At 46.7% G+C, this 24,435-nt stretch carries 20 protein-coding genes; 11 read left to right on the top strand and 9 right to left on the bottom strand.

Features of this window, described 5'->3' with window-relative positions; translation table 11 throughout:
* Positions 1-267 precede the first annotated feature (267 nt).
* The 5 genes from KO537_RS16405 to ftsY all read right to left on the bottom strand — a co-directional run bounded on the left by KO537_RS16405 (position 268) and on the right by ftsY (position 5,484).
* On the bottom strand, positions 268-648 hold the full coding sequence (locus tag KO537_RS16405) for a hypothetical protein (RefSeq protein WP_113940270.1): 381 nt from the start codon (positions 646-648) through the stop codon (positions 268-270).
* Positions 649-1,108: 460 nt separating this feature from the next.
* Positions 1,109-1,966: an RNA polymerase sigma factor RpoH gene (gene rpoH, locus KO537_RS16400; protein ID WP_006079635.1), complete on the bottom strand. Its 858-nt coding sequence runs from the start codon at positions 1,964-1,966 to the stop codon at positions 1,109-1,111.
* A gap of 225 nt (positions 1,967-2,191) precedes the next feature.
* Positions 2,192-3,157: a permease-like cell division protein FtsX gene (gene ftsX, locus KO537_RS16395; RefSeq protein ID WP_113940269.1), complete on the bottom strand. Its 966-nt coding sequence runs from the start codon at positions 3,155-3,157 to the stop codon at positions 2,192-2,194.
* Entirely contained in the window at positions 3,154-3,870 is a 717-nt protein-coding gene (ftsE, locus tag KO537_RS16390; protein ID WP_105250626.1) for a cell division ATP-binding protein FtsE, read from the bottom strand. Before ftsE ends, ftsX begins: the two co-directional genes overlap by 4 nt.
* A 3-nt stretch (positions 3,871-3,873) precedes the next feature.
* Positions 3,874-5,484 (bottom strand): signal recognition particle-docking protein FtsY, encoded by a 1,611-nt coding sequence (ftsY, locus tag KO537_RS16385; RefSeq protein ID WP_219234942.1) that lies wholly within the window; start codon positions 5,482-5,484, stop codon positions 3,874-3,876.
* Between the two features lie 213 nt (positions 5,485-5,697).
* Here ftsY and rsmD point away from each other — a divergent pair, with 213 nt between their 5' ends.
* Positions 5,698-6,366 (top strand): 16S rRNA (guanine(966)-N(2))-methyltransferase RsmD, encoded by a 669-nt coding sequence (gene rsmD / locus KO537_RS16380; protein ID WP_219234940.1) that lies wholly within the window; start codon positions 5,698-5,700, stop codon positions 6,364-6,366.
* Positions 6,341-6,625 (top strand): DUF1145 domain-containing protein, encoded by a 285-nt coding sequence (locus tag KO537_RS16375; protein WP_212599513.1) that lies wholly within the window; start codon positions 6,341-6,343, stop codon positions 6,623-6,625. Before rsmD ends, KO537_RS16375 begins: the two co-directional genes overlap by 26 nt.
* Before the next feature lie 66 nt (positions 6,626-6,691).
* On the opposite strand, the gene KO537_RS16370 is transcribed toward KO537_RS16375, so the two are convergent.
* Complete coding sequence (locus tag KO537_RS16370) at positions 6,692-7,255, bottom strand: NapC/NirT family cytochrome c (protein ID WP_105250630.1); 564 nt, start codon at positions 7,253-7,255, stop codon at positions 6,692-6,694.
* Between the two features lie 592 nt (positions 7,256-7,847).
* Here KO537_RS16370 and KO537_RS16365 point away from each other — a divergent pair.
* The 5 genes from KO537_RS16365 (at position 7,848) to KO537_RS16345 (ending at position 14,925) form a co-directional block, all read left to right on the top strand.
* Positions 7,848-8,285, top strand: a complete 438-nt coding sequence (locus KO537_RS16365; protein ID WP_251071133.1) for a hypothetical protein — start codon at positions 7,848-7,850, stop codon at positions 8,283-8,285.
* A gap of 277 nt (positions 8,286-8,562) precedes the next feature.
* On the top strand, positions 8,563-8,823 hold the full coding sequence (locus KO537_RS16360) for a heavy metal-binding domain-containing protein (protein ID WP_219234936.1): 261 nt from the start codon (positions 8,563-8,565) through the stop codon (positions 8,821-8,823).
* 21 nt (positions 8,824-8,844) lie between these two features.
* Positions 8,845-10,389 carry an efflux RND transporter periplasmic adaptor subunit gene (locus tag KO537_RS16355; protein WP_219234934.1) on the top strand — a complete coding sequence of 515 codons (1,545 nt, stop codon included), beginning with the start codon at positions 8,845-8,847 and terminating at the stop codon, positions 10,387-10,389.
* Positions 10,390-10,398: 9 nt separating this feature from the next.
* Positions 10,399-13,539: an efflux RND transporter permease subunit gene (locus tag KO537_RS16350; RefSeq protein WP_219234932.1), complete on the top strand. Its 3,141-nt coding sequence runs from the start codon at positions 10,399-10,401 to the stop codon at positions 13,537-13,539.
* Between the two features lie 219 nt (positions 13,540-13,758).
* On the top strand, positions 13,759-14,925 hold the full coding sequence (locus tag KO537_RS16345) for a ribonuclease T2 (protein WP_105250635.1): 1,167 nt from the start codon (positions 13,759-13,761) through the stop codon (positions 14,923-14,925).
* A gap of 76 nt (positions 14,926-15,001) precedes the next feature.
* Here the strand turns inward: KO537_RS16345 and KO537_RS16340 are convergent, their stop codons facing one another.
* The 3 genes from KO537_RS16340 to plsB form a co-directional block, all read right to left on the bottom strand.
* A complete protein-coding gene (locus KO537_RS16340; protein WP_219234930.1) occupies positions 15,002-15,775 on the bottom strand; it encodes a VOC family protein in 774 nt (257 codons plus the stop codon).
* Positions 15,776-15,923: 148 nt separating this feature from the next.
* Complete coding sequence (gene mtr, locus KO537_RS16335) at positions 15,924-17,180, bottom strand: tryptophan permease (protein WP_173497974.1); 1,257 nt, start codon at positions 17,178-17,180, stop codon at positions 15,924-15,926.
* Complete coding sequence (gene plsB / locus KO537_RS16330; protein WP_219234929.1) at positions 17,180-19,603, bottom strand: glycerol-3-phosphate 1-O-acyltransferase PlsB; 2,424 nt, start codon at positions 19,601-19,603, stop codon at positions 17,180-17,182. The genes mtr and plsB overlap by 1 nt, the downstream gene beginning before the upstream one ends.
* Before the next feature lie 160 nt (positions 19,604-19,763).
* On the opposite strand from plsB, the gene lexA reads away from it, so the two are divergent.
* The 4 genes from lexA to ctaD all read left to right on the top strand — a co-directional run bounded on the left by lexA (position 19,764) and on the right by ctaD (position 24,434).
* On the top strand, positions 19,764-20,384 hold the full coding sequence (gene lexA, locus KO537_RS16325; protein ID WP_219234926.1) for a transcriptional repressor LexA: 621 nt from the start codon (positions 19,764-19,766) through the stop codon (positions 20,382-20,384).
* The gene (locus KO537_RS16320) at positions 20,381-20,893 is read left to right on the top strand and encodes a SulA-like leucine-rich domain-containing protein (RefSeq protein ID WP_105250640.1); all 513 of its coding nucleotides are present in this window, start codon (positions 20,381-20,383) and stop codon (positions 20,891-20,893) included. The genes lexA and KO537_RS16320 overlap by 4 nt, the downstream gene beginning before the upstream one ends.
* 403 nt (positions 20,894-21,296) lie before the next feature.
* Positions 21,297-22,832, top strand: a complete 1,536-nt coding sequence (gene coxB / locus KO537_RS16315; RefSeq protein ID WP_219234925.1) for a cytochrome c oxidase subunit II — start codon at positions 21,297-21,299, stop codon at positions 22,830-22,832.
* Positions 22,833-22,841: 9 nt separating this feature from the next.
* The gene (gene ctaD / locus KO537_RS16310; RefSeq protein WP_105250642.1) at positions 22,842-24,434 is read left to right on the top strand and encodes a cytochrome c oxidase subunit I; all 1,593 of its coding nucleotides are present in this window, start codon (positions 22,842-22,844) and stop codon (positions 24,432-24,434) included.
* Position 24,435: the final 1 nt, after the last annotated feature.

The raw sequence follows: 24,435 nt of genomic DNA, 5'->3' as shown, positions 1-24,435 counted from the left end.
TTGAAAAGAAAGAGTTTTAAACTCAGTTTTTGCTATCACGTTACAGCTTATCACCGCGCTCAACATGACTGTAGTTACGCCGAATAACGATACCTTTAACATCTCATCACCCATTTCGATTTGTAGGACACCTCCTAACTATCGACCAAGAATGGATGTTCTGAAGTATATTTACTGGCAATAAATGTACTTATTAATAGATTAAAAATTTATAACTAACTAATCACACTTATCTAGCTTAAAACACTACTCATTCATATAAAAATGTCATGGCAAGAATAAGCATTTAAAAAAACAGTAGTCAGCACAGGTTTGGTTAAGATCAACCGCTATACTATTCTTCCACTGCGCATAGAAGATTGTTGATACATTACGGGGCAGCAACCATCGCACTTGACTATCGTCTTGAAAATAATGAATATTATTTTTTTTAAGCAGCTCAATTAAAACTCTCGTCTCAAATTGACATAGAATGACCTCAGCTCCCAATACATAACTAAGCTTTAAATCCTCGCGTTCAAAAGCGATGCCTTTGCAAACTAACCAAAACAAGCTCTGCTGACATACTTCGACGCCCCCATTGACACGAAATGCAGTACCCCAACCAGATTCTGATGAGAGGGCTAACTTAGTGATCATTGAGAACATAACTTCCCACCTTTGTAAGCATTAAAAAAACCGCATAATGAGTATCTATCGTAAATTGGCAGGCATCCCTTCTAACTTAAAAGCTTTCCTTGGTACATAATCCATCGCTACCCGACCAAATCTTCCGTGCTCAATATCCATATCAACTTTGCTTAAGGCGATACTCAAAATGCGGAGGAACAAACCGTTCGATAATAAGCATCGAAAATAACTTTCGAATTGAGGCTCAAAAGTTAGCGATATATTAACTATTTATAACGGCTCTAAATGTAGGATAAATCCGATGTCTCGTGGTGAAATCAGCCATAGTCGCGTACGTTTCAATACGATTGAGTTGTATATCTGTAGCGAAATTCACTTTAAATGGCGCGATTAAATCTATTCTTTCTCCCATAAAAAAAAACCTGCCGCAGCAGGTTTTTTTATGGCTAAGTTAAAATCACTTTACACGTGACGCAACTTAGGCTTCCATACAAGCTTTTAGCTTGTTCATGGCATTTTTCTCAAGTTGGCGAATACGTTCGGCCGACACTTGATAAGTCTCTGCAAGTTCTTGCAGTGTGGTTTTATCGTCATCTAACCAACGAGCGCGCAGAATATGCTGGCTACGTTCATCTAGGGTTTTGATGGCCGATAATAAACGACCTTGAGCATTCGATTCCCAGTTGTCGTTTTCAATATTTTCCGCTAAATCCGATGAATGATCTTCCAAATAATGGACGGGGGCAAAATCATGCTCCTCGTCTTGATCATTGGTTAAATCAAATGCCGGATCTTGCGCTGCCATACGTGATTCCATTTCGGTCACATCGGCCTTAGACACACCTAAATTTTCAGCCACCATAGTGACTTCTGCATCGCTGAACCAACCTAAGCGTTTTTTCGCTTTACGGATATTAAAGAACAACTTACGTTGTGCTTTAGTGGTCGCGACTTTAACAATGCGCCAGTTTTTCAGCACATATTCATGAATTTCAGCTTTGATCCAGTGCACAGCAAAAGACACTAGACGCACGCCAACATCGGGATCGAAGCGTTTAACCGCTTTCATCAAGCCTATGTTGCCTTCTTGGATCAGGTCTGCCTGTGGCAAACCATAGCCTGAATAGCCTTTAGCAACGTGCACTACAAAACGTAAGTGCGACATAATCAGTTGCTTCGCAGCTTGTAGATCACCAGTTTCCTGTAAACGCTTGGCTAACTCATACTCAGCCTCAGCGTCCAGCATGCTGATGCTAGTCACTGAATGGATATAAGCTTCTAGACTACTGGCGCCCTGTGGGACTGTCAGTGCCATTGATTGCGTTTGAAAGGTCATTCGCTCTCCTACATTTATCAGACTACTTAACGAGTGCATTCTTAGGTTCAACAACAAAATACCCTAAGAATAAGCTCACGAACTATCGGCTAATTGACAGAGTATGTCAACCTCAGCTCGTTTGCAGATACCCTTTTTACCTCGCTGAAGTAGACATTGCAAGTGAACAAAAGTTCATTACTCAGCATTTTTTTCGTCACTTTTTTTAGTTTAATCGACTGATTATTATGAAGGTTCAATCGACCGTAAATGCTGGCGTACAGACAAATACGAACCTAACCAACCTAAAAATGAGGCAAGTCCAACCAATTGCAGCAGTTCAATAAAAGTGAGTGATTTCATTTCAAGCTGACTACCATACAAGCCTAAAAGTTCGGCAAGGGCGGAATCGAGATACCACACTAATAAGTTGATGATAAGCCAAGCCAATATGCCGCCAATGACTCCGTACCAAATCCCTGTGTAGAGAAATGGGCGCTGGATAAAAGCTTCAGTTGCTCCGACTAGCTTCATCACTTCAATTTCGCTGCGCCGATTCATAATCGCTAAGCGAATCGTATTACCTATCACTAAGACCACGGCCAGCACGAGTAACGCGGCAATCGCCATCACAGTACGTTCGAGTAGACGCACTACCGCCTGTAACCGTTCTAACCATTCGATATCTAAACGGCCAAAGCTAATCTCAGGCTCGCGCTCTAGTTTAGTTAAGAGTTCACGGGCGCCCACTGGTGTTGAGTAACGCGGCGTAGGCGTAACGGTAATGACCGCGGGCAAAGGATTTTTATCTAAATAGGCCAAGGCCTCACCAAACCCAGATAAGCGTTGAAATTCTTCTAGCGCTTGATTTTTATCAATATATTGCACTTTATCCACTTCGGGATATGTCCGAATGCGCGTCAGCAGACTCTGAATCGTTTGTTCACTACGATTATCGTCGATAAACAAGGAGATCTCTGCCGCGCTGTTCCAGGAACTGGTAATGGTCTCGGCATTTTTAACTAACACTTGCAATGCTGCAGGCAAACTTAGGCTCACACCTAAGACAGCCATGGTCATCACAGAGGATATTGGGTTGCGCCAGAGCTCTCCCATGCTCGCCATTGCTTGCTGCGCATGGCGAATAAAAAACATCACAATCCGACCAGACAGAGGCAGCTTGCTGCGAGTTAATTTTGCGCTATCGCTCATTGCCCTTCACCTCTATTCGTCGGTGCACTGCGAGTGTGCACATTAGGATGCAACTCTTGTGCACCTAACATACGGCCCTGTTTGAGGGTAAATGTGCGATATTTCATTCGTGCGATAAGACCTAAATCATGGGTGGCGATTAATACGCTGGTTCCCGCATCATTAAAGGTTTCAAACAGACGCAAAATATCCATAGATAATTTAGGATCTAAGTTACCCGTAGGCTCATCGGCGAGCAGTAGAGGCGGTTTATTCACAATTGCACGAGCAATGCCAACACGTTGCTGTTCGCCGCCGGACAACATAATTGGGTTATGCCGCTCCTTGCCATATAAACCCACCATGTCGAGGGCACCCGCAACACGCTTACGGATTTCGCCATGGGAGAATCCCTCAATCACCAGTGGTAAAGCCACATTGTCGAACACACTGCGGTCCATCAATAGGTGATGGTTCTGGAAAATCATCCCGATATTGCGGCGCAAATAAGGCACATGTTTAGGGCTGACTTTGGCAATATCGTGACCGTTAATCGCGACGCGCCCCGTTGTTGCCCGCTCGATTACCGTGATTAATTTCAACAGCGTACTTTTACCCGCCCCCGAGTGGCCGGTTAAAAATGCCATTTCACCTTGCTGTAGATGAAAATTCACATCCTCCAGCGCCATTTGGCCGCCAGGATAAATCTTACTGACCTGCTGAAAATCAATCATAAATTAGCTATCCGCTTTTTCTTGAGTGAACAAGGCATCGATAAATTCTTTCGAATTGAAGGTTCGCAAATCATCAATTTGCTCACCCACACCTATGTAACGGATCGGAATATTAAACTTATCAGCAATCGCAAATACCACGCCGCCCTTAGCCGTTCCATCTAACTTACTGATGGTAATACCCGTTACACCTACGGCTTCCTGGAATAATTGTGCTTGGCTAATCGCGTTTTGCCCTGTGCTCGCATCTAATGTCAGCATGACCTCATGTGGCGTATCTGGGTCGAGTTTCTTCATCACTCGCACGACTTTCTTCAATTCTTCCATCAAGTGCGCTTTATTCTGTAAACGACCAGCAGTGTCGGCAATTAATACATCCACTTTACGCGCCTTGGCCGCTTGTAAAGCATCGAACAACACAGAGGCACTATCAGCACCTGTATGCTGGGCAATCACTGTAATATCATTACGTTGACCCCAAACCTGTAGCTGCTCAACCGCTGCAGCACGGAAGGTATCACCCGCGGCTAACATGACTGACTTACCTTGGCTCTGATATTGTTTGGCCAATTTACCAATAGTGGTAGTTTTACCCACGCCATTAACGCCAACCATTAAGATAACAAATGGGCCATTAGCATTGTCTGGTACTAACGGGATAGCGACGGGATCGAGTGTTTTTTGCAACTCATCCCGCAGCAATTCATATAAAGCTTCGGCATCTTTAAGCTGCTTACGTGAGGCATGCTCTGTCAAATTCTTGATTAATCGCGTAGTGGTTTCGACACCAACGTCGGCGATTAATAATTGTTCTTCGAGTTCTTCAAACAGATCGTCATCGATTTTCTTGCCGCGAAATAGGCCGATAAAACCACTGCCGATATTCTCGCTGGTACGCATTAAGCCACGTTTCAGGCGAGCAAAGAGCCCTTCCTTAACGGGTCTAGCCTGCGGCTCAGGTTGCAATTCAGCAACGGCTATAACAGCTTGCTCAGTTTCAGCTTGTTGCTGAACTAAAGCCTCTGCTTGCTCACGTGCTAGTGCTTCGCCAGCGAGTTGTTCTTCCGCTAAGGCTTCAGCAGCATGCTGTTCGTCGGCCAAACGGGCAAGTTCAGCTTGTTCCGCTGCGAGTAATTCTGCTTCTAGCTGAGCCGCAACTACACGCGCCGCCTCTGCTTGAGCTAATTGCTCTGCGGCGGCTTGCTCAACCGCTAACTGCTGTTCTGCCAATTGTTCTGCAATGCGTTGCTCTGCTTCTAACTGTGCTTCGGCTAACTTCTCTGCAGCATGCTTTTGTGCACTAAGTTGTTCAGCAGCCAAACGTGTCGCTTCAGCTTGCTGATTAGCAAAATGCAACGATTCAATTCGAGCATGCTCAAGGGCGAATTGCTCGGCTTCGGCTTTTGCCTGTGTTTGTTCGGCCGCTAACTGTTCTGCTGCCTGTTTTTCAGCATGAGCTTCGGCCTCGATGACCCCTTGTGTGTCTACTTGTTCCTGCGCGACACGCTGTGCTGCATCAGTATCTTGTGTTGGAGTAACAACTGGCGTTTCAGCGACGACCTCATCTTGTGACTTATCTTTACGAAACCAAGAGAAAAAACCTTTCTTTGCCATGTGTGATTCCAGCGCTCTACTTCAGTATTGAATTTTGAATAAGACCCTGATGTTATACCAGATTGCCTCGGCAATTACGCCCAAAAAGTCGGCAATTAGCTAAGCTCAGTTAGCCTTCTCACCTTTTAGTGAGACTTTGATATAAAATAGCGGCCTTTATTAAGGTGGCACAGTCTACCACTTTCTTTCTTCAGGCAAAATCACGGGGGCACTTTGGTTAATCATCGAACGGTCAAAAATAATGTGACCAAGGGTCAAACAGCCAAAAATAAACCCGGCAGTGGACAAGTGCGGATCATCGCAGGCCAATGGCGCTCGCGTCGTCTACCTATCCAAGATCTCGAAGGTTTACGCCCAACGACAGACAGGGTTCGCGAAACACTCTTTAACTGGCTGGCGAATGATTTAGTCAATGCACGTGTACTCGACTGTTTTGGCGGTAGCGGCGCTTTAGCTCTCGAAGCCTTGTCCCGCTATGCCAGTTTCGCCAAAATTATCGAGTTGCAACGCGGCGCAGCCCTGCAATTAAAAGAAAATCTGCAAACCCTTAAATGCGATAAGGCCGAAGTGCTCAATGCTGATACGTTAGTGGTACTGCAAAGGGGCTGCGAGCAAGGTTTCGATGTGGTGTTTATCGATCCACCCTTTCGTAAGGGATTGGCAGAAAAGACGATTCAACTGCTCGATACTCAAGGTTGGCTCAATGATGGTGCGCTGATTTATGTCGAAATCGAGTCTGAATTGCCGCAACTTGCTATCCCTTCTCGCTGGCACGCCTTAAAAGAAAAGAATGCAGGGCAAGTGAGCTACCGTTTATATCAATATCACTCAGAAACCACTGTTGAGCCCATCGAAGATGAAAACCATGCCCTTATTAATTAACTTAGGTAAAGCCATCACTCTGATTGCATGGTTGATGATGGCCTACAACTTAGTCATCCCCTTTGAAGGCAATGTGGCGATTACTTTAAATATCCTGTTTGCCATTACCTGCATGATGCATTGCTTCCAAGTCGCGATTTTCCACATGCTGTTTAAGACCTTGCTACCATTAACGAAACAAGATTATCTACAAGTGTTTATCTTCGGAATTTTCAGCCTGCTAGCTTATCGGCAACGGGTGATGATTCAAGCGAATTAACCGAGCACACAGACAGCAAAAAGCCCTCAATAGAGGGCTTTTTAATGGTCAACTAGACGCTAAACCTTATCCTTTTGGATATGGGTGTGCTACGCCTTTATGGCAGTCAACACAGGTCTTTCTCGCGTCAGGTTCTTTCTTGAAGTTATTTGAGTGCATTCTTACAGCCATTTTACTCATAGTTTCTGGCTGATTCTCGTAAATACGAGTGTGGCAATGCTGACAGTTAGCAGAATCGTTCGCACGGAAATAATTCAGCGCTTTATCCGCTTGTTCTTTACGATTTTCATCTAACCAAGCTTGAGTGTTAAAGCCATCAATTGTCATGAAACCATATAAATCTTTAGATACGATGATTTTTTTGATCAAATAATCGACTGGACCATGGGGTAAGTGACAGTCTTGACACTGAACCGTAATCCCCGCTTTGCCGCCGCCATGGGCAGAAGCCAACACTTCATCCTTCAGCGAATGATTGCTATGGCAAGACATACAGAACTCATCTGTACTGGTCGCGTGTAATGTTTGTTGAGTGGTAAAGTATCCCACAACACCCACTACAATACCGACGACCAGTAGCGCCAGGATTGAATATTTCGCGCTAGGTTTAAATAGTGCACGCCAGTTCATCACTCTATCTCCAAAATTGTCAAAATTAGTTTTTATAAGACTAGTTTATGCTCTTTCATTTATTAGAAATTTGATTTTAAGCCGAAATTTGCTGATTAAATTAACCTTAAAAGCGCAAAATGAGACTTAGCTCTAACTATTTGGACGTCATTTGGTAAAAACCGCTAGCTGAACTGTGATGCACTTTAACTAAAGCTAATGCAATCACCCGATAATCGCAAGTTACCGATTTTTTATAGTTAGGTTTCCCCTTGATAATCTAGAACTAGAAATTTATTTTCTAGAAAACAGAAATGTGATCACGCCAATGTTTATTGCACCTCGTAGAGTGAAGCAGAAATAAATGGTAAAACGCAGGTAAGCCGAATAATACTGTTCGAAATGAAACTTTCTACGATCAATTTGAGTCTCTTAAAATACGCAGTCATATTCATGATTAGCCCGTTGAAGACAAAACTGCGAGTCAGAAATGCTATTTGCTAATTTAGATTAATTAGATATTTAAATTGAGGCGTTAACTGAAGTGTGAGTTAAATCATTACAGCTAATCATCGCTATGCTAGAATCGAGCCGTTCATCATTTGGAAGACTTATGCATCACACACTCGGTCGTTATTTTTTAGTCATATTCACTCTACTCGCACTCGTCGGGCAAAGTGTCGTGTCTAATGGTCACGCCATAGTGCCACACACTATGGATATGAGTGCGATGAATCATGAGGTTTCCTCCCAAATGCACCACGCTACAATGATGCAGATGGACACGGAGAACAGTTCTGACTCACATTCAATGGCCAACGCGGATTGCTGCAACGATAAAATGCTTCCCGGCGCGAAACAGCATTGCTGTGATGGCACCACATCATGTTCAAATGATTGTGGTCATTGTTTGACGATTTCAGTCGCTGGCACTCTATTCAGCCCACACCTCTGGCCAAGTGTGAGCATGAGCGATACTGCAATGGCCACTCCTATGCCTCATTTCCACTCTATCTCTTTGTCTTCGGCCTTTAAACCACCGATAGCCTAGCTCTACTTTGTGCTTATTGGGCAAATAAACCCTTAAAAAAGCCAAACGACCAAGCTAAAACGACAATGCTGTTAGCCCTAAGCTAACGCCCTATTTAGCCGTTTATTGTGGTGCCTTATCATTAAATCGCGCACCCGAGTCTAGCAGAACGTTGATTACTGAGCCGAATGCCAAATTGTGGCATCAATACGTCTATCGAAGCGAACCGCTTTGATCCACTGTGCTCACTGACGTTTATGCGCTCGTATTCGGCCGTTAATCCGATGGAGTGAATAATATGAAAACACTAACTAATCTCGCCTTAATCGCATTCTTGCTGACCAGCACAAGCGTGTTTGCGACGGCAGCGCCGCACGCACATCAACACGACAATGCCAATCCACAGGAACAAGCCCATCCCCATGTTTGCCCTATGCACCCTGAAGTGACTGGCAGCAAAGAAGATACTTGCCCTCAATGTGGTATGAACTTAGAGCCAAAGGCAGTAGAAGCAAAACCAGCTGAAGGTGCGGCAAAAAACGCCCACAAACACCACTAAGCTAGGCTGGAGATGAGGCATATGAATTCATTTAAAACCGTAAAAAAGCAGACCCCTAAAGCCGTACTGATCTTGAGTAGCTTACTCTTAGGTACACCTTGGTTGAGCCATGCCCAACTGGCGAGCACACAACAGCCTGTGGCAACCGAAGCTGCAGTAAATTCTGCAACAGCGCCTAAGAGTAATCCGTTAAATCAAGTAAAAACCTACACTTGCCCCATGCATCCCGAAGTGCTCAGCCATGAGCCTGGTCGCTGCCCTAAGTGCAATATGTTTTTAGTTGAAAAGGAAGGTACCGATACCAATTCAGCAGATCCACATGCTGAATATCAACATACAGATCACTTAGCGACAGAACATGCGCACACCTCGACCACGAAAGCGGCAAGCCAAGTGTTCGACACACCAACCCCTAAGGCTAACAATCTTGTTAAAAAAACCAGCGAAGAAACAACAACTAAATACATTTGCCCTATGCATGCTCACATCATCAGCGATGTGCCCGGCACTTGCCCTATCTGCGGCATGAACTTAGAAAAAGTCGAAACGGGCGGCAATACCCAAGAAATCAATATCAATGTTTCCGGCAGTATGCAGCAAGCGCTGGCACTCAAAGTCGCCAAGGTTGAACGCGACACACTGTGGAAATTTGTCGAAACCGTCGGTCAAATCGATTACGACGAAAGCCAGATCACCCATATCCATGCCCGTGTCACTGGTTGGATTGAAAAGCTCATGGTCAAATCCGTGGGCGACACTGTCAAGAAAGACCAACTGATCTACGAGATCTACTCTCCCGATTTAATTAACGCCCAAGATGACTACCTGCTCGCCATGGACACCGCCAAAGCAAACGGCCAAGGCCGCTACAAAGATTTGGTGCGCAATGCGGGTTTACGCTTATCTTTCCTCGGTTTTAACGACAGACAAATCAAACAATTAGCCGAGTCACATCAAACCCAGTATCGCGTACCTTTCTACGCCAAAGAGGATGGCATAGTTAAAGCCCTCGACGTTCGTGATGGCATGTACATTCAGCCGTCGACCGAAGTCATGTCCCTAGTGGATCTCTCTAAGGTATGGGTGATTGCCGATGTATTCGAGAATGAGCAAAGCTGGATTGCTAAAGGTCAAAAGGCCGAAATTGCCGTTCCCGCTATGAATATCAGTGGCATCGAAGGCACGATCGATTACATCTACCCTGAGCTTGACCCAGTCACTCGCAGCCTGCGAGTTCGAGTGGTTCTCAACAATGCCGACGTAGATTTAAGACCTAAAACCCTCGCGAAAGTCTCGCTATTCGGTGGCCCGAATAAAGATGTGCTCGTGATCCCGCAGGAAGCTTTAATTCAGACGGGTAAAGAAAACCGCGTGATCGTCAAACAAACCGATGACAGCTTTACCGCCAAGGCCGTCACAGTCGGCATGATGAGCCAAGGTAAAGCCGAGATTATTTCAGGCCTGAATGAAGGTGAACGGGTGGTGATTTCGGGGCAATTCTTACTCGACTCCGAAGCCAGTCTCAAGGGCAGCTTAATGCGTTTAAGCAGCGGTCATCAGCACTAGGAGCGCGTTATGTTGAAATATATTATCGAGGCGTCCATCAGGCAGCGATTGATGGTGCTGATTATCGCCATCATGATCACTGTTTGGGGCGTACAAGAGTTGCGTAAAACGCCACTCGATGCATTGCCCGATCTGTCGGATGTGCAAGTGATTATTAAAACGTCCTATCCTGGGCAAGCGCCTAAATTGGTAGAAGAACAAGTCACTTATCCTTTATCTACCGCCATGTTAGCTGTACCCGGTGCCAAAACGGTACGTGGCTATTCCATGTTCGGCGATTCTTATGTCTATGTGATTTTTGAAGATGGCACAGATATCTACTGGGCGCGCTCACGGGTATTAGAATACTTAAGTCAGATCAGTAGCCGATTGCCACAGGGCGTACAACCGTCCCTTGGCCCCGATGCCTCAGGTGTGGGTTGGGTATATGAATATGCGCTGGTCGATCGCTCCGGCAGTTTAGATTTATCACAACTCAAAAGCCTGCAGGACTGGTATCTTAAATTAGAGCTACAAAGCGTGGCTGGCGTGTCTGAAGTCGCCACCGTCGGTGGTATGGAGCAGACCTACCAGATCGTACTCGAACCCGACAAAATGGCGATCTATAAACTGGATATAGCCAGCATTAAAGATGCGATAGAAAAATCTAATAGCGAAGCGGGTGGCTCGGTCATCGAAATGGCTGAAGCCGAGTATATGGTGCGCGCCAAAGGCTATCGTCAAACCCTTGAGGATTTCCGCGAAATTCCCCTTGGTATCACCAGCCCTTCTGGTACAGGTTTATTACTGAAAGATGTTGCTACCGTGCGCAAAGGCCCTGCCTCACGCCGCGGTATAGCCGAACTTGACGGCGAAGGTGAAGTCGTAGGCGGCATTATTGTGATGCGTTACGGCGAAAATGCTTTATCCACGATTGATGCCGTAAAAGCTAAGCTTGAAGAACTGAAAGCAGGTTTACCCGATGGGGTTGAAATCATCCCCACCTACGACAGATCGCAACTCATTCTAAAATCCGTTGATAACCTGTTCAGCAAGGTCGTCGAAGAAATGTTAGTCGTAGGGCTGGTCTGCCTGCTGTTTTTACTGCATGCACGCTCAACCTTAGTCGCCATCATTACCCTGCCGCTTTCAATCCTGATTGCCTTTATCGTAATGAATAAGATGGGGGTGAATGCCAACATTATGAGTCTTGGGGGTATCGCGATTGCCATTGGCGCGGTGGTGGACGGCGCAATTGTGATGATTGAAAACCTGCACAAACATTTGGAGCAGTTTCACACAGAACACAACCGAGAACCCGATACCAAAGAACACTGGCGGATCGTCACCGAAGCGTCGATTGAAGTCGGCCCTGCGTTATTTTTCTCATTGATTATTATCACCTTAAGCTTTGTGCCTGTGTTTGCACTCGAAGCGCAGGAAGGCCGTTTATTTGCACCGCTGGCCTATACCAAATCCTTTGCTATGGCCGCTTCCGCATTATTAGCAATCACATTAGTGCCAGTCTTAATGGGCTATTTTATTCGGGGCAAAATTCCGAGTGAGCATAAAAATCCCATCAGTCGCGTGCTGATCGCTTTATATAAGCCATCGCTTAATCTGGTACTTAGGTTTCCTAAAATCACCTTAGCATTAGCGTTGATTGCCTTAGTCAGCGCTTGGTATCCGATGACGCGCATGGGCAGTGAGTTTATGCCCGAGTTAGAAGAAGGCGATTTACTCTATATGCCAACCGCGTTACCGGGACTCAGTGCGGGCAAAGCCGCGGAAGTGTTACAGCAATCCGATCGTTTGATCAAAACCGTCCCCGAAGTCGCCCGCGTATTTGGCAAAGTGGGCCGCGCCGAGACTGCGACCGATCCCGCGCCGTTAACTATGCTCGAAACCACCATCATGCTTAAACCCCATGAAGAATGGCGCGAGGGCATGACCTTAGATGGCATCATCGCTCAACTGCAACAAACGGTGAAAGTGCCTGGTATCACCAATGCTTGGGTGCAACCCATCAAAACCCGTATCGATATGCTCTCCACTGGGATAAAAACCCCCGTTGGCATTAAGATCACCGGAGCCGATGTGAATGAGCTGCAAAGTCTAGGGGCAGAAATAGAGGCCATCCTCAGTAGAGTGCCACACACTAAGTCGGCCTATGCCGAGCGCAGTGGCGGCGGGCGTTATATCGATATCACCCCCAAACTCGATGTGGCCGCACGTTACGGTATGTCATTGCAGGATATTCAAGATGTCGTGCGTTACGCCATTGGCGGTATGGATATTGGCGAGTCGGTACAAGGTGCTGAGCGTTATCCGATTAACCTGCGTTATCCCCGTGAGCTACGCGATAATATCGAAAAGCTGCGCGAGCTCCCTGTGATCACTAAATCGGGAAATTATCTACCACTGCGAAATTTAGCGGATATAGAAATCACCGATGGCGCACCTATGCTCACCAGTGAAAACGGTCGCTTAATCTCTTGGGTGTTTATCGATATTGAAGGCACCTCCATCGGCGAATACATTACTACTGCCAAGCAAGCATTAAATGCCGAACTCAAGGTACCACCGCGTTACAGCTACAGCTTCGCTGGGCAGTACGAGTATATGCAGCGAGTCGATGCAAAACTTAAACAAGTGATCCCTATGGCATTAGCAGTCATTTTCATTCTGCTGATGATGACATTCGGCTCCACAATGCAAGCAAGCATCATCATGTTGAGCCTACCCTTTGCATTAGTCGGCAGCACTTGGCTCCTGTATTTACTGGATTACAACATCTCAGTCGCGGTCGCCGTGGGTATGATCGCCTTGGCTGGTGTCGCCGCTGAATTTGGGGTGATCATGTTGATCTATCTCAACAACGCCATTAAGCACAGGCAAGAGAAGAATAACTACCATACAGTTACCGATCTCAAAGAAGCTTTAATTGAAGGTGCTGTTATGCGTATTCGCCCCAAAGCCATGACAGTAGCGACCATCTTCTTCGGCCTACTCCCCATTATGTGGGGTGCAGGATCGGGTAACGATGTGATGCAGAAAATTGCCGCACCTATGGTCGGCGGCATGGTTACGGCCCCATTACTGTCACTGTTTGTACTACCCGCGCTTTATCTACTGATTTATTCGCGTAAATTAAAGAAAGACGCGGCGTAATTGAGTGTACGGCGCTAGAACACCGATAAAAATCCCCTCAAACCATTAAAGTTTGAGGGGATTTTTTCATTCAATCAGATTAAAAAATCTAATTTTGCAACAGTGCCATACACAACTCTGAGTAAAATAAGTCTCTAAGTTTATAGCGCTTATGTGTACCATTGACTCAGTGCCACACAGAATTGACTCAATTCACTGCCGTAGGAAGGATCCCATCACATGACCAAGTCATTTTGTTTAACCATCAGCCGGATATGGCCGCAAGCACTTTCCCTTAAAACCCCATCACGCGCATTACTTGCCGCATTCGGTTTATGCTCTGCGCTCATCATTACAGCACCCACCTTTGCCGCACCCGCAACCGGTGAATTCGTTGCCGACAAACGCTGTGAGCTATTTCAATCGAAAAATAAGCAGACGAATCCAGATCAATGGCAGAGCAATATTGGTGAGCGCTACCCTGTACTTGAAATCCTCGGCAATAGCGCTAAACCTGATTGGCTAAGAGTGCGCACCAATGCGGTGAAGTCTCCCATGCGTTGGATCAGCGGCGATTGTGGTCAATATCTATCTAATGTTGCTGGCAGTAATTTATCAACACCTGCAACGGCGGCGGAACCGGCGCAAACAACTACGGCATCGGACATCAAAGCCAAAAGCCGAGATAGCCTTAAAGAGCATGGCACCCCAGAGAAACGCCAAGGGAATCAATGTCAAATCGGTGGCGAATTCGATGCTAACGTGCTCGCATTAAGCTGGCAAAGCACCTTTTGTGAACTCTATGGCCGCCGTAAAGCCGAATGCCGCGCCCTCAGCCAAACGCCAGAATCGAGCCAATGGCAACACTTCAGCCTGCACGGACTGTGGCCGAATAAACAACAATGCGGCACGCGATATGGCTATTGCAGCACAGTCAAACTGCAACCGAATGATTTCTGTACTTATCCAGAGTTTGAACTGAATCCATCGGTGCGCAAAAATTTAGAAGAAGTCATGCCTAGCGCCCAATATGGCACCTGTTTAGAACGCCACGAATGGTGGAAACACGGCACTTGCCGTAGCCAAGACCCTAACGAGTACTTTTTATTGGCAACTCAGCTGACCCAAGCGGTCAATGCCTCGGCATGGGTACAAAAATTTATTCATGACAACATAGGCAAGAGTGTCAGTAAAAGTGAGTTAAACCAAAGTTTTGATAGCAGCTTCGGTCAAGGCGCTCACACTAAAATGAGTCTTGAATGTGGCAAGGGATTACTGAGTGAAATCCGCATTAACTTGCCCGAAGTCATTAAAACTTCTGACTCCTTACCTAGCCTACTCGCCAAAGCCAATAAGGCCTCAAAAGGCTCCTGCCCTGAAACAATCATGATTGATAACGCTAATTAAACAAATAGTTAGACAAATAAAAACGGCGATTTAGCGTCGCCGTTTTTAACCTTAATGACAGTCCTTAATATGCCAGTCACATCTGATTAAGCTTGATCACCGCAAAGGTAGCGCCTTGGGCGTCAGCAATGACAGAAAATCGTCCCACATCAGGGATATCACTAGGCGGAATGCACACTTGCGCACCTAAGGCTTGGGCCTTCTCAGCAAACGCATCGCAATCCGCTACTGCAAAATAAAGCAACCAATGGGGAGAAATATCACCCCATTCGGGCATTATCGTCATCATACCGCCGATGGATTGACCATCAAGCTGCCATTCTGAGTATTCAATGTCAGGCATGTCACTTGGCATGTTGGTCCAAGGGAAGATTTTGCAGTAAAAGGCTTCTTCAGTACGCGGCTCTTTGCAAGCCAGCTCAATCCAGCAAAGGGTATTGAGTTCACCCTGACGGCGAGCACCTATGTGGTTCTTTGCTTGCCATAAGGCAAAGCGTGCGCCTTCAGGATCGCTCACCTGCGCCATCACGCCCGCATCACCCACAATATGCGGCCCCATGTGCACTTGGCCGCCCGCCGCTTGAATCGCTGCAATGCTGGCATCGATATCATCGACGGCAAAGTAGATACGCCAGTGGCTGGGGATATGTGCTTCTGACTCAGGGATTTGATACATGGCGCCTAAGTCATCTCCCGCTAAATTAAATAGCGAAAAGTGACCTTCAGGGATCGGCATTTCGACCGAGTTCCAACCAAATAACGCTTGGTAAAATGCTGTAGCTCCCTGCCAATCATGGCTTGCAAGTTCAACCCAACATGCATGTCCTTGTGCGTACTGAGTCATTTTCATTATCGGCTCCTTTGTTTTAACAATCATTCGAGTTAAGCCTGAGTTTGTATTTCTGTCCAGTATTCAGGTTAAAAAGATCTGTAAGACAAAACTCAACCGCTAAAGACAAAAAAGCCCTCACATGGAGGGCTTAAATCATCACAACAAATTAGGAATATTGCGGCAGTAAATTTGCCATCGCGAGCAGATGACATGCACCCGTGACTATGCCAAATAACACCACAAGAATAATCAGCGGTGTACCGCCTATCACTCTAAAACCTGTGCTATCGGGGAACAACTGCCGCGATTTATAAGCCATCAGCGCCGGGACAATTACCGCCCACACAGTTGCCGCTAATGCCGCAAAGCCAATCGCTACTAAGAAGCCATCGGGAAACAGTAATCCTAAAATCGTTGGCGGCACAAAGGTCACTAACGCGGTTTTCATTCGGCCAGAGCGTGAATCATCAAAACCAAACAAATCGGCAAGATAATCGAACAGACCTAAGGTCACCCCTAAGAAAGATGAAGCCACGGCTAAGTTAGCAAACAGGGTCAACATACTGTTTAACCAGCTACTCGCCATCACCTCAGACAAAGCGCCCACCAACACACCCATATTGCCGCCTTGGGCAATAATGTCGATAAACTGGCTGCGGGGAATATTGCCCATAGTCGCCACTAACCAACAGGCATAAATCACCAGCGCGATAAAGGTGCCGACGAAAATCGCCTTGATAATGGTGGAGGAATCTTTGCCGTAATACTTCACTAAGCTGGGAACGTTACCATGGTAACCGAAGCTGGCGAGACCAAAGGGCAGCGCCGCCCACAGATAAGGTGAAAAGCTGTTATTACCATCGGGTTCGAGCAACTTAGTCACATCAATTTCGATCAATAAATTGCCGATCGCGAGGAAGAAGGTAATGATCATACCGCCGAGCATAATCGTGGTAATCCGATCCACGGCTTTAGTACTGATCAATACTATGCTCGCCAATACTATGGCAAACACCAGTCCTGCCACGCTTTGCGGTAACTCAATTCCCATGCCCTGCAAGCTGTGATTCACAATCGAACCACCGCCGCTGATATAGGCATAAGTCAAAATATACAACACGAAAGCGATAGAAACGCCGTTCACTATCCGCCAAAACTGCCCAAGAGTTTGCTTGCTTAAGGTATCGAAGCTAGCACCAGGTTCGAAATGCAAATTAGTTTCGAGCAACAATAAGCCCGACATCAACATGCAAAACCAAATACCCAATAACATTAAAATCGAATAGCCAAACCACATACCTGCACCGACCACGGGCAGAGAAAACATCCCAGCACCTACGGTCGTGCCAGCAATAATCATGGCACCACCAAGCAAGGACTTACCTGCGGGCTTATGCTTAGCCGCATTCATATGATTTGCCATTAAACTGTGTGCTCCGCGGTGACACTCGCCACTATCGTTTGTCTCACTGACGGACGTAATAAGCTATTGGCCTGATCTCGTATGCGATTAATATTGGACTTATCTTCACTATCCGCCAGATATCCCAATTCTTTAAGCTTCACGCTCAAAGTACCGTAGAGTTTTTTATCGTAGAACTCAGGCGCGGTAATGCCATGTAAAGCCCCTAAACGCTGGGCGAGTAAATGGCTCTCAGACTCAAGTTCTGAGCGCTCCATCTTAGGTCTGTTCGCTAACAGATTGAAAATAATAGCGTAGCGTTGCAGAGTCTCGCTCACTGAACTGGCTAACAACAATAATTGGCTTGAGTGCTCAGGCACGACAGCTAAAGTATCTGTCTCAACCACTAAACCTAGCCCAATCAGGAAATCCAGTACTTGCTCAACATAGGCTGGTAAGTCTTTAATTCCCATGAAGAGTTCGGCTTTCAGCAGTGGATAAAAATCGGCAACGATTGAAACGACTTGCTGGCGCGGGATCTGTTCATTGTGGGTTAAACAACTCGCAATTAATGAAGGAACAATAAATAAGTGAATGATATTGTTACGATAGTAAGTCATAGACACAGCCTGACTCGCTTCGATAGACACTATTTCCCCTAAAGGATCGGCACTAACAACAAACTTGTTCAGCTCTAAACCTTGCTGCACTAAATGCTTACCATCACCTTCGGCAACAGATGTATAAGAAGTGTAAGGCACTTTTTTGAGTAGGGTCAGATACAAATCAAGCTGACGCTCCAGCAGACTACGTTCTAAGGCGTTTTGATCTGTCGCCAGTAAAACTAAGCTAGTCAAAGTCACCGAACTCGCGGCTGCGGCATCATTGATACGCGTCATCACCCGATTAGCCAGCACGTTTACCGCTGGCGTTAACCAACTTGGTTTCTGCTCGGGATCATCGGCCAACTCAGCACGCCAGTTTGGCGCACGCTCATTTAAGAAATTTTGCAGGGTAATAGGCTCGCCAAAATTCACATAACCTTGGCCAAAATTACCTAATTTGCGAATGGCACCGAACACCTGCCACACAGATTCTTTTTTCTTTTTCTTACCGCTTAACTCTTTATGGTAAGTCGCCACTTCCATCACATGGTCATAGCCTAAATACACAGGCACAAGTGTGACAGGACGTTCAATACCGCGCAGTACGCTGTTCATCGTCATGGCGATCATGCCAGTTTTCGGCGCCAACAGACGGCCAGTACGTGAACGGCCGCCTTCGGAGAAGTATTCCACCGAATAACCTTTAGCAAACAGCTGGTCTAAATACTCACGAAATACTGCGGTGTATAGCTTGTTGCCATTAAAACTACGGCGGATAAAGAAGGCACCACCGCGACGGAACATAGGTCCCGCGGGCCAGAAATTGAGGTTAATGCCGGCAGCAATGTGCGGCGGAACCATGCCTTGATAATACAAAATATACGATAACAGCAGGTAATCCATGTGGCTGCGATGGCAAGGCACATAAACAATCTCGTGGCCATCATGGTGCAGCTGGCGAACTTGCTCGGCGCCTTTAATGTTGATCCCGCTGTAAAGCTTGTTCCACAGCCAAGTTAAGAAACGCTCGGCAATACGCACTAAACTATCTGAGTAATCGGCAGCGATTTCATCGAGGTACTCAATAGCCGTCTCGCGCGCTTGGGTCTCAGAAATCTTTTTACTGGCGGCTTCTTCTTGAATCGCTTTGCGCAGCGACTCAGATTTGAGCAACGAATGAAACAGTGCTTGGCGGTTTGGCAGCACAGGCCCTGTCATTACCTTACGTTGACGACGGAAATGCACGCGCGCAACCCGTGCTAACTTATGGGCAATCCCCATGTCGGTGCCATGTTCGTCAGCCATGTAACGCAGGGATACGGCATTCGAAAACTGCACGAAGTTATGTCGACCTAAGAACAGAATCATCAAGCACTTGCGCAGCCAAGTCGGGTTTTCCCGCTCAAATACGGCCGCCTTCATAGTGTCGTCTTCTTTCCCTGGCGTTCGGCCCCAATACAGGCTCACGGGCACCAGTTGAATATCCAATTCAGGACGTTCCTTATGCACGGCTAACAAACGCATAAAGCATTCGAGGAAAGGCTCATTACCAGCACGTTCGCCAAACAGTGGCTTACGTCCTTGAAGACAGACAACCCGAGGCGCAGTCACACCATTAGCCACTAGAGGCTCATAAGGGCTTGGTAAGCCTAACTTAGCCGTTATTTCGCTCAAAGCAGCGATGTCACTGAGGGATTCTGTTTTCATCACATAAACAAGGGGTCTGGAAGCATCCAGATTCAGATCGGCAAAGGGATCCTGAGGCACCACAATAGTGTGCACTAAGTGTTTTTGGATCCAACGTAATGATTTCAACCAAAGAGAGTCGTGTTTAGGCATTATTCTTATGCAATTAAGTGCGTTTACTAGCCCGATAGAATACCAGACTATGGGTAATATTCGCTAATTCTCTCCAACATAGCTAAAAAGTGGTTAATACTTGCGCTGCAAATAATACTGTATATACTAACAGTAACTGTATAGAAAAACAGGAAACACCATGAGACCTTTGACGCCACGCCAAGCTGAAATTTTAGAGCTAATTAAACGAAATATTGCCGATACTGGCATGCCACCCACTCGGGCAGAAATCGCAACCCGTTTAGGTTTTAAGAGCGCCAATGCGGCTGAAGAACACCTTAAAGCGTTGGCGAAAAAGGGCTGCATTGAGATCATGCCTGGCACATCTCGGGGCATTCGTCTGCCTGCGGAAATCGAAGATTTGACTGAAACAGGTTTACCGCTCATCGGCCAAGTGGCCGCGGGTGAACCTATCCTCGCCCAAGAACATGTTGAACAGTACTACCAAGTCGACCCAAGCATGTTCCATCCCGCCGCCGATTTTTTACTGCGAGTAAAGGGCGACAGCATGAAAAATATCGGCATTCTCGAAGGTGATTTGCTGGCAGTTCATAAAGTAGAACAAGCTAGGAATGGTCAAGTGGTTGTCGCTAGAGTCGATGACGATGTCACTGTTAAACGTTTCGAAAAAAAAGGTAATGTAGTCTATCTACATGCCGAAAATGAAGATTACTCCTCGATTAAAGTGGATTTAGGCTTCCAAAGTTTAACAATTGAAGGACTCGCCGTCGGTGTGATCCGTAATGGAGATTGGCTATGAATAAACTACTTGGCAATGCCCCCCGCCATCCGGGCCTGTGGCTCGATGAAGTCCGTGATGCCGACTATGACTGGCACCATGCGCCCATCGCCTGCATGCCAACTAAGACTCAAGGTCGCCAAGAATTAATTCATCTGAGTGCACAACTCGCTCAGTTAAGCCAACAGGGCCGTTGGTTAGTGCTCATCAACCCACCAAGTATTGGCTACAAGCAAATGCTCGCCAGTGCAGGTGTGCGTATGGATAGAGTCTTACTGGTACATGCTAAAGATGAAGTCGAAACCCTGTGGGCGATGGAAAAAGCCCTGACAAGTGGTACGTCCAGTGCAGTCATTACTTGGACTCAATCATTAGATGCGCGGGATAATCGACGCCTACAAATCGTGGCTAAAAGTGCCCGAGCTATGGGCATAGTGCTTGAAGACGTAAACAGTCACTTACATGCCGACGTACGCATTGAGCAAGGCAATCTCTTCGGTCAGCAATCTTTTTTTAGCTCTGTACATTAAATATTCATTTAATTTTTTACCTTGAAAGCCGCCTCACCTATGAATGTGAGGCTTTTTTTTGGCAATTTTTCAGATAATTAGATAAATAAGTGATCTTGATCAATATTTAAACAGCAAGTATGGTTGGTTAAGTCGGTGATGATATATCACCTTCCGTGGTCAATGAATCGAGTATTTATCGAACTCGAAGCGCCACTAAAAATAGAGAACAGATTTATTTCAGCAGTATGTGCCAGCGTGGCTAATTACCAGCAGTAACAATACTTGATTAAAAGTAACAGCCGCCAACGCACGTTGAAGTCAAAAAAGCTTTTTTGGGAACTGAAGAGTTTGCATAGAGTTGAGACTTACTGTGTTGCTCTTCTTTGTAGTTGCTATTCGCAATTGGCAGAGGAGAAGTCTTGTGAAGCAATTGTTGTATTGTTTACTCGTGGTGCTTTTCGCACCACCGTTGACCGCCGCGGACATGCGGTTCAACATGACCCCTGGCGTGACCGAGATCAGTGGCAAGGTTTATCACTTGCACATGACCATCTTGTATATCTGCTGCGCAATAGGCCTAGTGGTCTTTGGCGTCATGATTTACGCCATGATCAACCACAGAAAATCCAAAGGCGCTGTCGCGTCCCACTTTCACGAAAGCACTAAAGTTGAAATCGCTTGGACGATTCTGCCATTTATAATTTTGATCTTAATGGCGATTCCAGCGACAAAAACTTTAATCGCAATGGAAGATCCCAGCAACGCCGATCTCACCGTAAAAGTCACGGGTTCCCAATGGAAATGGCATTACAGCTATTTCGATCAAGATATTGATTTTTATAGCATACTGACAACACCCAGAGCACAAATCGAAGGCACCGAAACCAAGGGTGAAAACTATCTATTGGAAGTCGATAAACCGCTCGTTCTACCGATAAACCGCAAAATCCGCTTTCTGATGACTTCAGAGGATGTCATCCATTCTTGGTGGGTGCCCGCCTTTGCAATTAAGAAAGATGCCAATCCAGGATTTATCAATGAGGCCTGGACTCGCATCGACAAACCCGGCATTTACCGTGGTCAATGCGCCGAGCTCTGCGGTAAAGACCATGGTTTTATGCCTATCGTAGTACAAGCGTTACCCGAAGCCGAGTTTGAGGCTTGGGTCACAGAGCAGAAACAAGCCGCAGGTGCTGCGGCTGAAGCCGCTCAAGCCGCTTTATCACAAACCCTAAGTAAAGAAGAGTTGATGACTCAAGGTGAACAAGTTTACCTCGGGCACTGCGCAGCCTGCCACCAGCCCAATGGCGAAGGGTTGCAAGGCGTATTTCCGCACCTTAAAGGTAGCCCGATTGCAACGGGACCACTCAGCGGTCACCTTGAAATTGTGCTCAACGGTAAAACGGGTACTGCCATGCAAGCGTTTAGTAAGCAATTGACCGCACAAGAAATCGCGGCAGTGACTACCTACGAGCGTAATGCTTGGGGCAATAATACTGGCGATGCAGTGCAAGCCAAAGACGTCAACGAGTACATGAACGGCAATTCTGCACAAACATCCGCCGCGGTACCAAGCAGTATAACCCCGACACCCGCGCCTGCAACAGACGTCTCAGCTGCAGTCGATCCCGCAAGCCTCCCCACACTCAGCCATGACGCCCTCATGGCCGAAGGTGAAACTGTCTACTCGACCTTCTGTGCTGCCTGCCATCAAGTGACAGGTGCAGGAATACCACCCGCCTTCCCCGCGCTAGTGGGTAGCGCTATCGCCATTGGACCAGTCGCCAATCACATCGATATTGTGATGCACGGTAAAACAGGCACGGCTATGCAGGCATTTGGCAAACAGCTTAGCCCACAACAACTTGCAGCAGTCATTACCTATGAACGCAATGCTTGGGGCAACAATACCGGCGATACAGTGCAACCTGCTGATATCGCAAGTCATGGACAGTAGGGGATAATGATGAGCACAACGACTCAAGATCAAACCGCAGCCCATGATGACCATCATCATGGTGCGCCAAAGGGCATCATGCGCTGGCTGCTAACCACCAACCATAAAGACATAGGTACTTTGTATTTATGGTTCAGCTTCATTATGTTCTTAACCGGTGGCGCTATGGCCATGGTGATCCGCGCTGAACTCTTTCAACCTGGATTACAATTGGTCGAGCCCAACTTTTTCAACCAAATGACAACTGTTCATGGGCTGATCATGGTATTCGGTGCGGTAATGCCAGCCTTTACAGGGCTCGCTAACTGGCTGATCCCTATGATGATAGGGGCGCCCGATATGGCGCTGCCACGGATGAATAACTGGAGTTTTTGGATACTCCCCTTCGCCTTCACTATCCTTCTCAGTTCGCTATTTATGGAAGGTGGCGGACCTAACTTTGGTTGGACCTTCTACGCACCACTATCAACAACTTATAGTCCAGATAGCACGGCGCTCTTTGTATTTTCTATTCACATCATGGGGATAAGTTCGATCATGGGCGCAATCAACGTGATTGTGACCATAGTGAATTTACGCGCGCCAGGCATGACATGGATGAAGTTACCATTGTTTGTGTGGACTTGGCTTATCACGGCATTCCTACTGATCGCGGTTATGCCCGTACTCGCTGGCGCAGTGACTATGGTGCTGACAGATAAGTTTTTCGGCACGAGTTTCTTCGATGCGGCTGGCGGCGGCGATCCTGTGATGTTCCAGCATATTTTCTGGTTCTTCGGCCACCCTGAAGTCTACATCATGATCTTGCCGTCCTTTGGCATCATCTCTGCCATAGTCCCAGCCTTCAGTCGTAAACCCTTATTTGGCTATGCATCCATGGTTTATGCTACGGCTAGTATTGCAATTCTGTCGTTCCTCGTGTGGGCGCACCATATGTTCACCACAGGTATGCCTGTGTTTGCCGAGCTGTTCTTCATGTATTGCACTATGTTGATTGCAGTGCCAACTGGAGTGAAAGTGTTTAACTGGGTTGCCACTATGTGGCGCGGCTCACTCAGTTTCGAAACGCCCATGCTGTTTGCTGTAGCCTTTATCATACTCTTCACTATTGGCGGTTTTTCGGGATTAATGCTCGCCATTACACCCGCCGACTTCCAGTACCACGATACTTATTTTGTTGTGGCACATTTCCATTATGTGCTCGTGACTGGTGCGATTTTCTCCATCATGGCAGCGGCCTATTACTGGCTACCTAAGTGGACGGGACACATGTACAACGAACGACTGGGACAATGGCATTTCTGGTGCTCGGTGATTTCAGTCAACGTGCTGTTTTTCCCGATGCATTTCCTTGGGCTGGCAGGAATGCCAAGGCGTATCCCTGACTACTCGATTCAATTTGCCGATGTTAATCAAATCGTCTCGATTGGTGGGTTCGCCTTCGGCTTATCGCAATTGATTTTCTTAGTATTAGTAATTAAGTGCATCCGTGGCGGCGAAAAAGCCCCCGCTAAACCTTGGGAAGGTTCCGAGGGTTTAGAGTGGACATTGCCAAGCCCTGCGCCTTACCACTCCTTCACGACACCACCTGAGGTGAAATGAA

Origin of the sequence: Shewanella sp. NKUCC01_JLK (genome assembly GCF_019345615.1) — a bacterium.
GTDB lineage: Bacteria > Pseudomonadota > Gammaproteobacteria > Enterobacterales > Shewanellaceae > Shewanella > Shewanella oncorhynchi.
The sequence above is the reverse complement of the archived record's forward strand: the minus strand, read 5'-3'. Positions and strand labels throughout refer to the sequence as shown.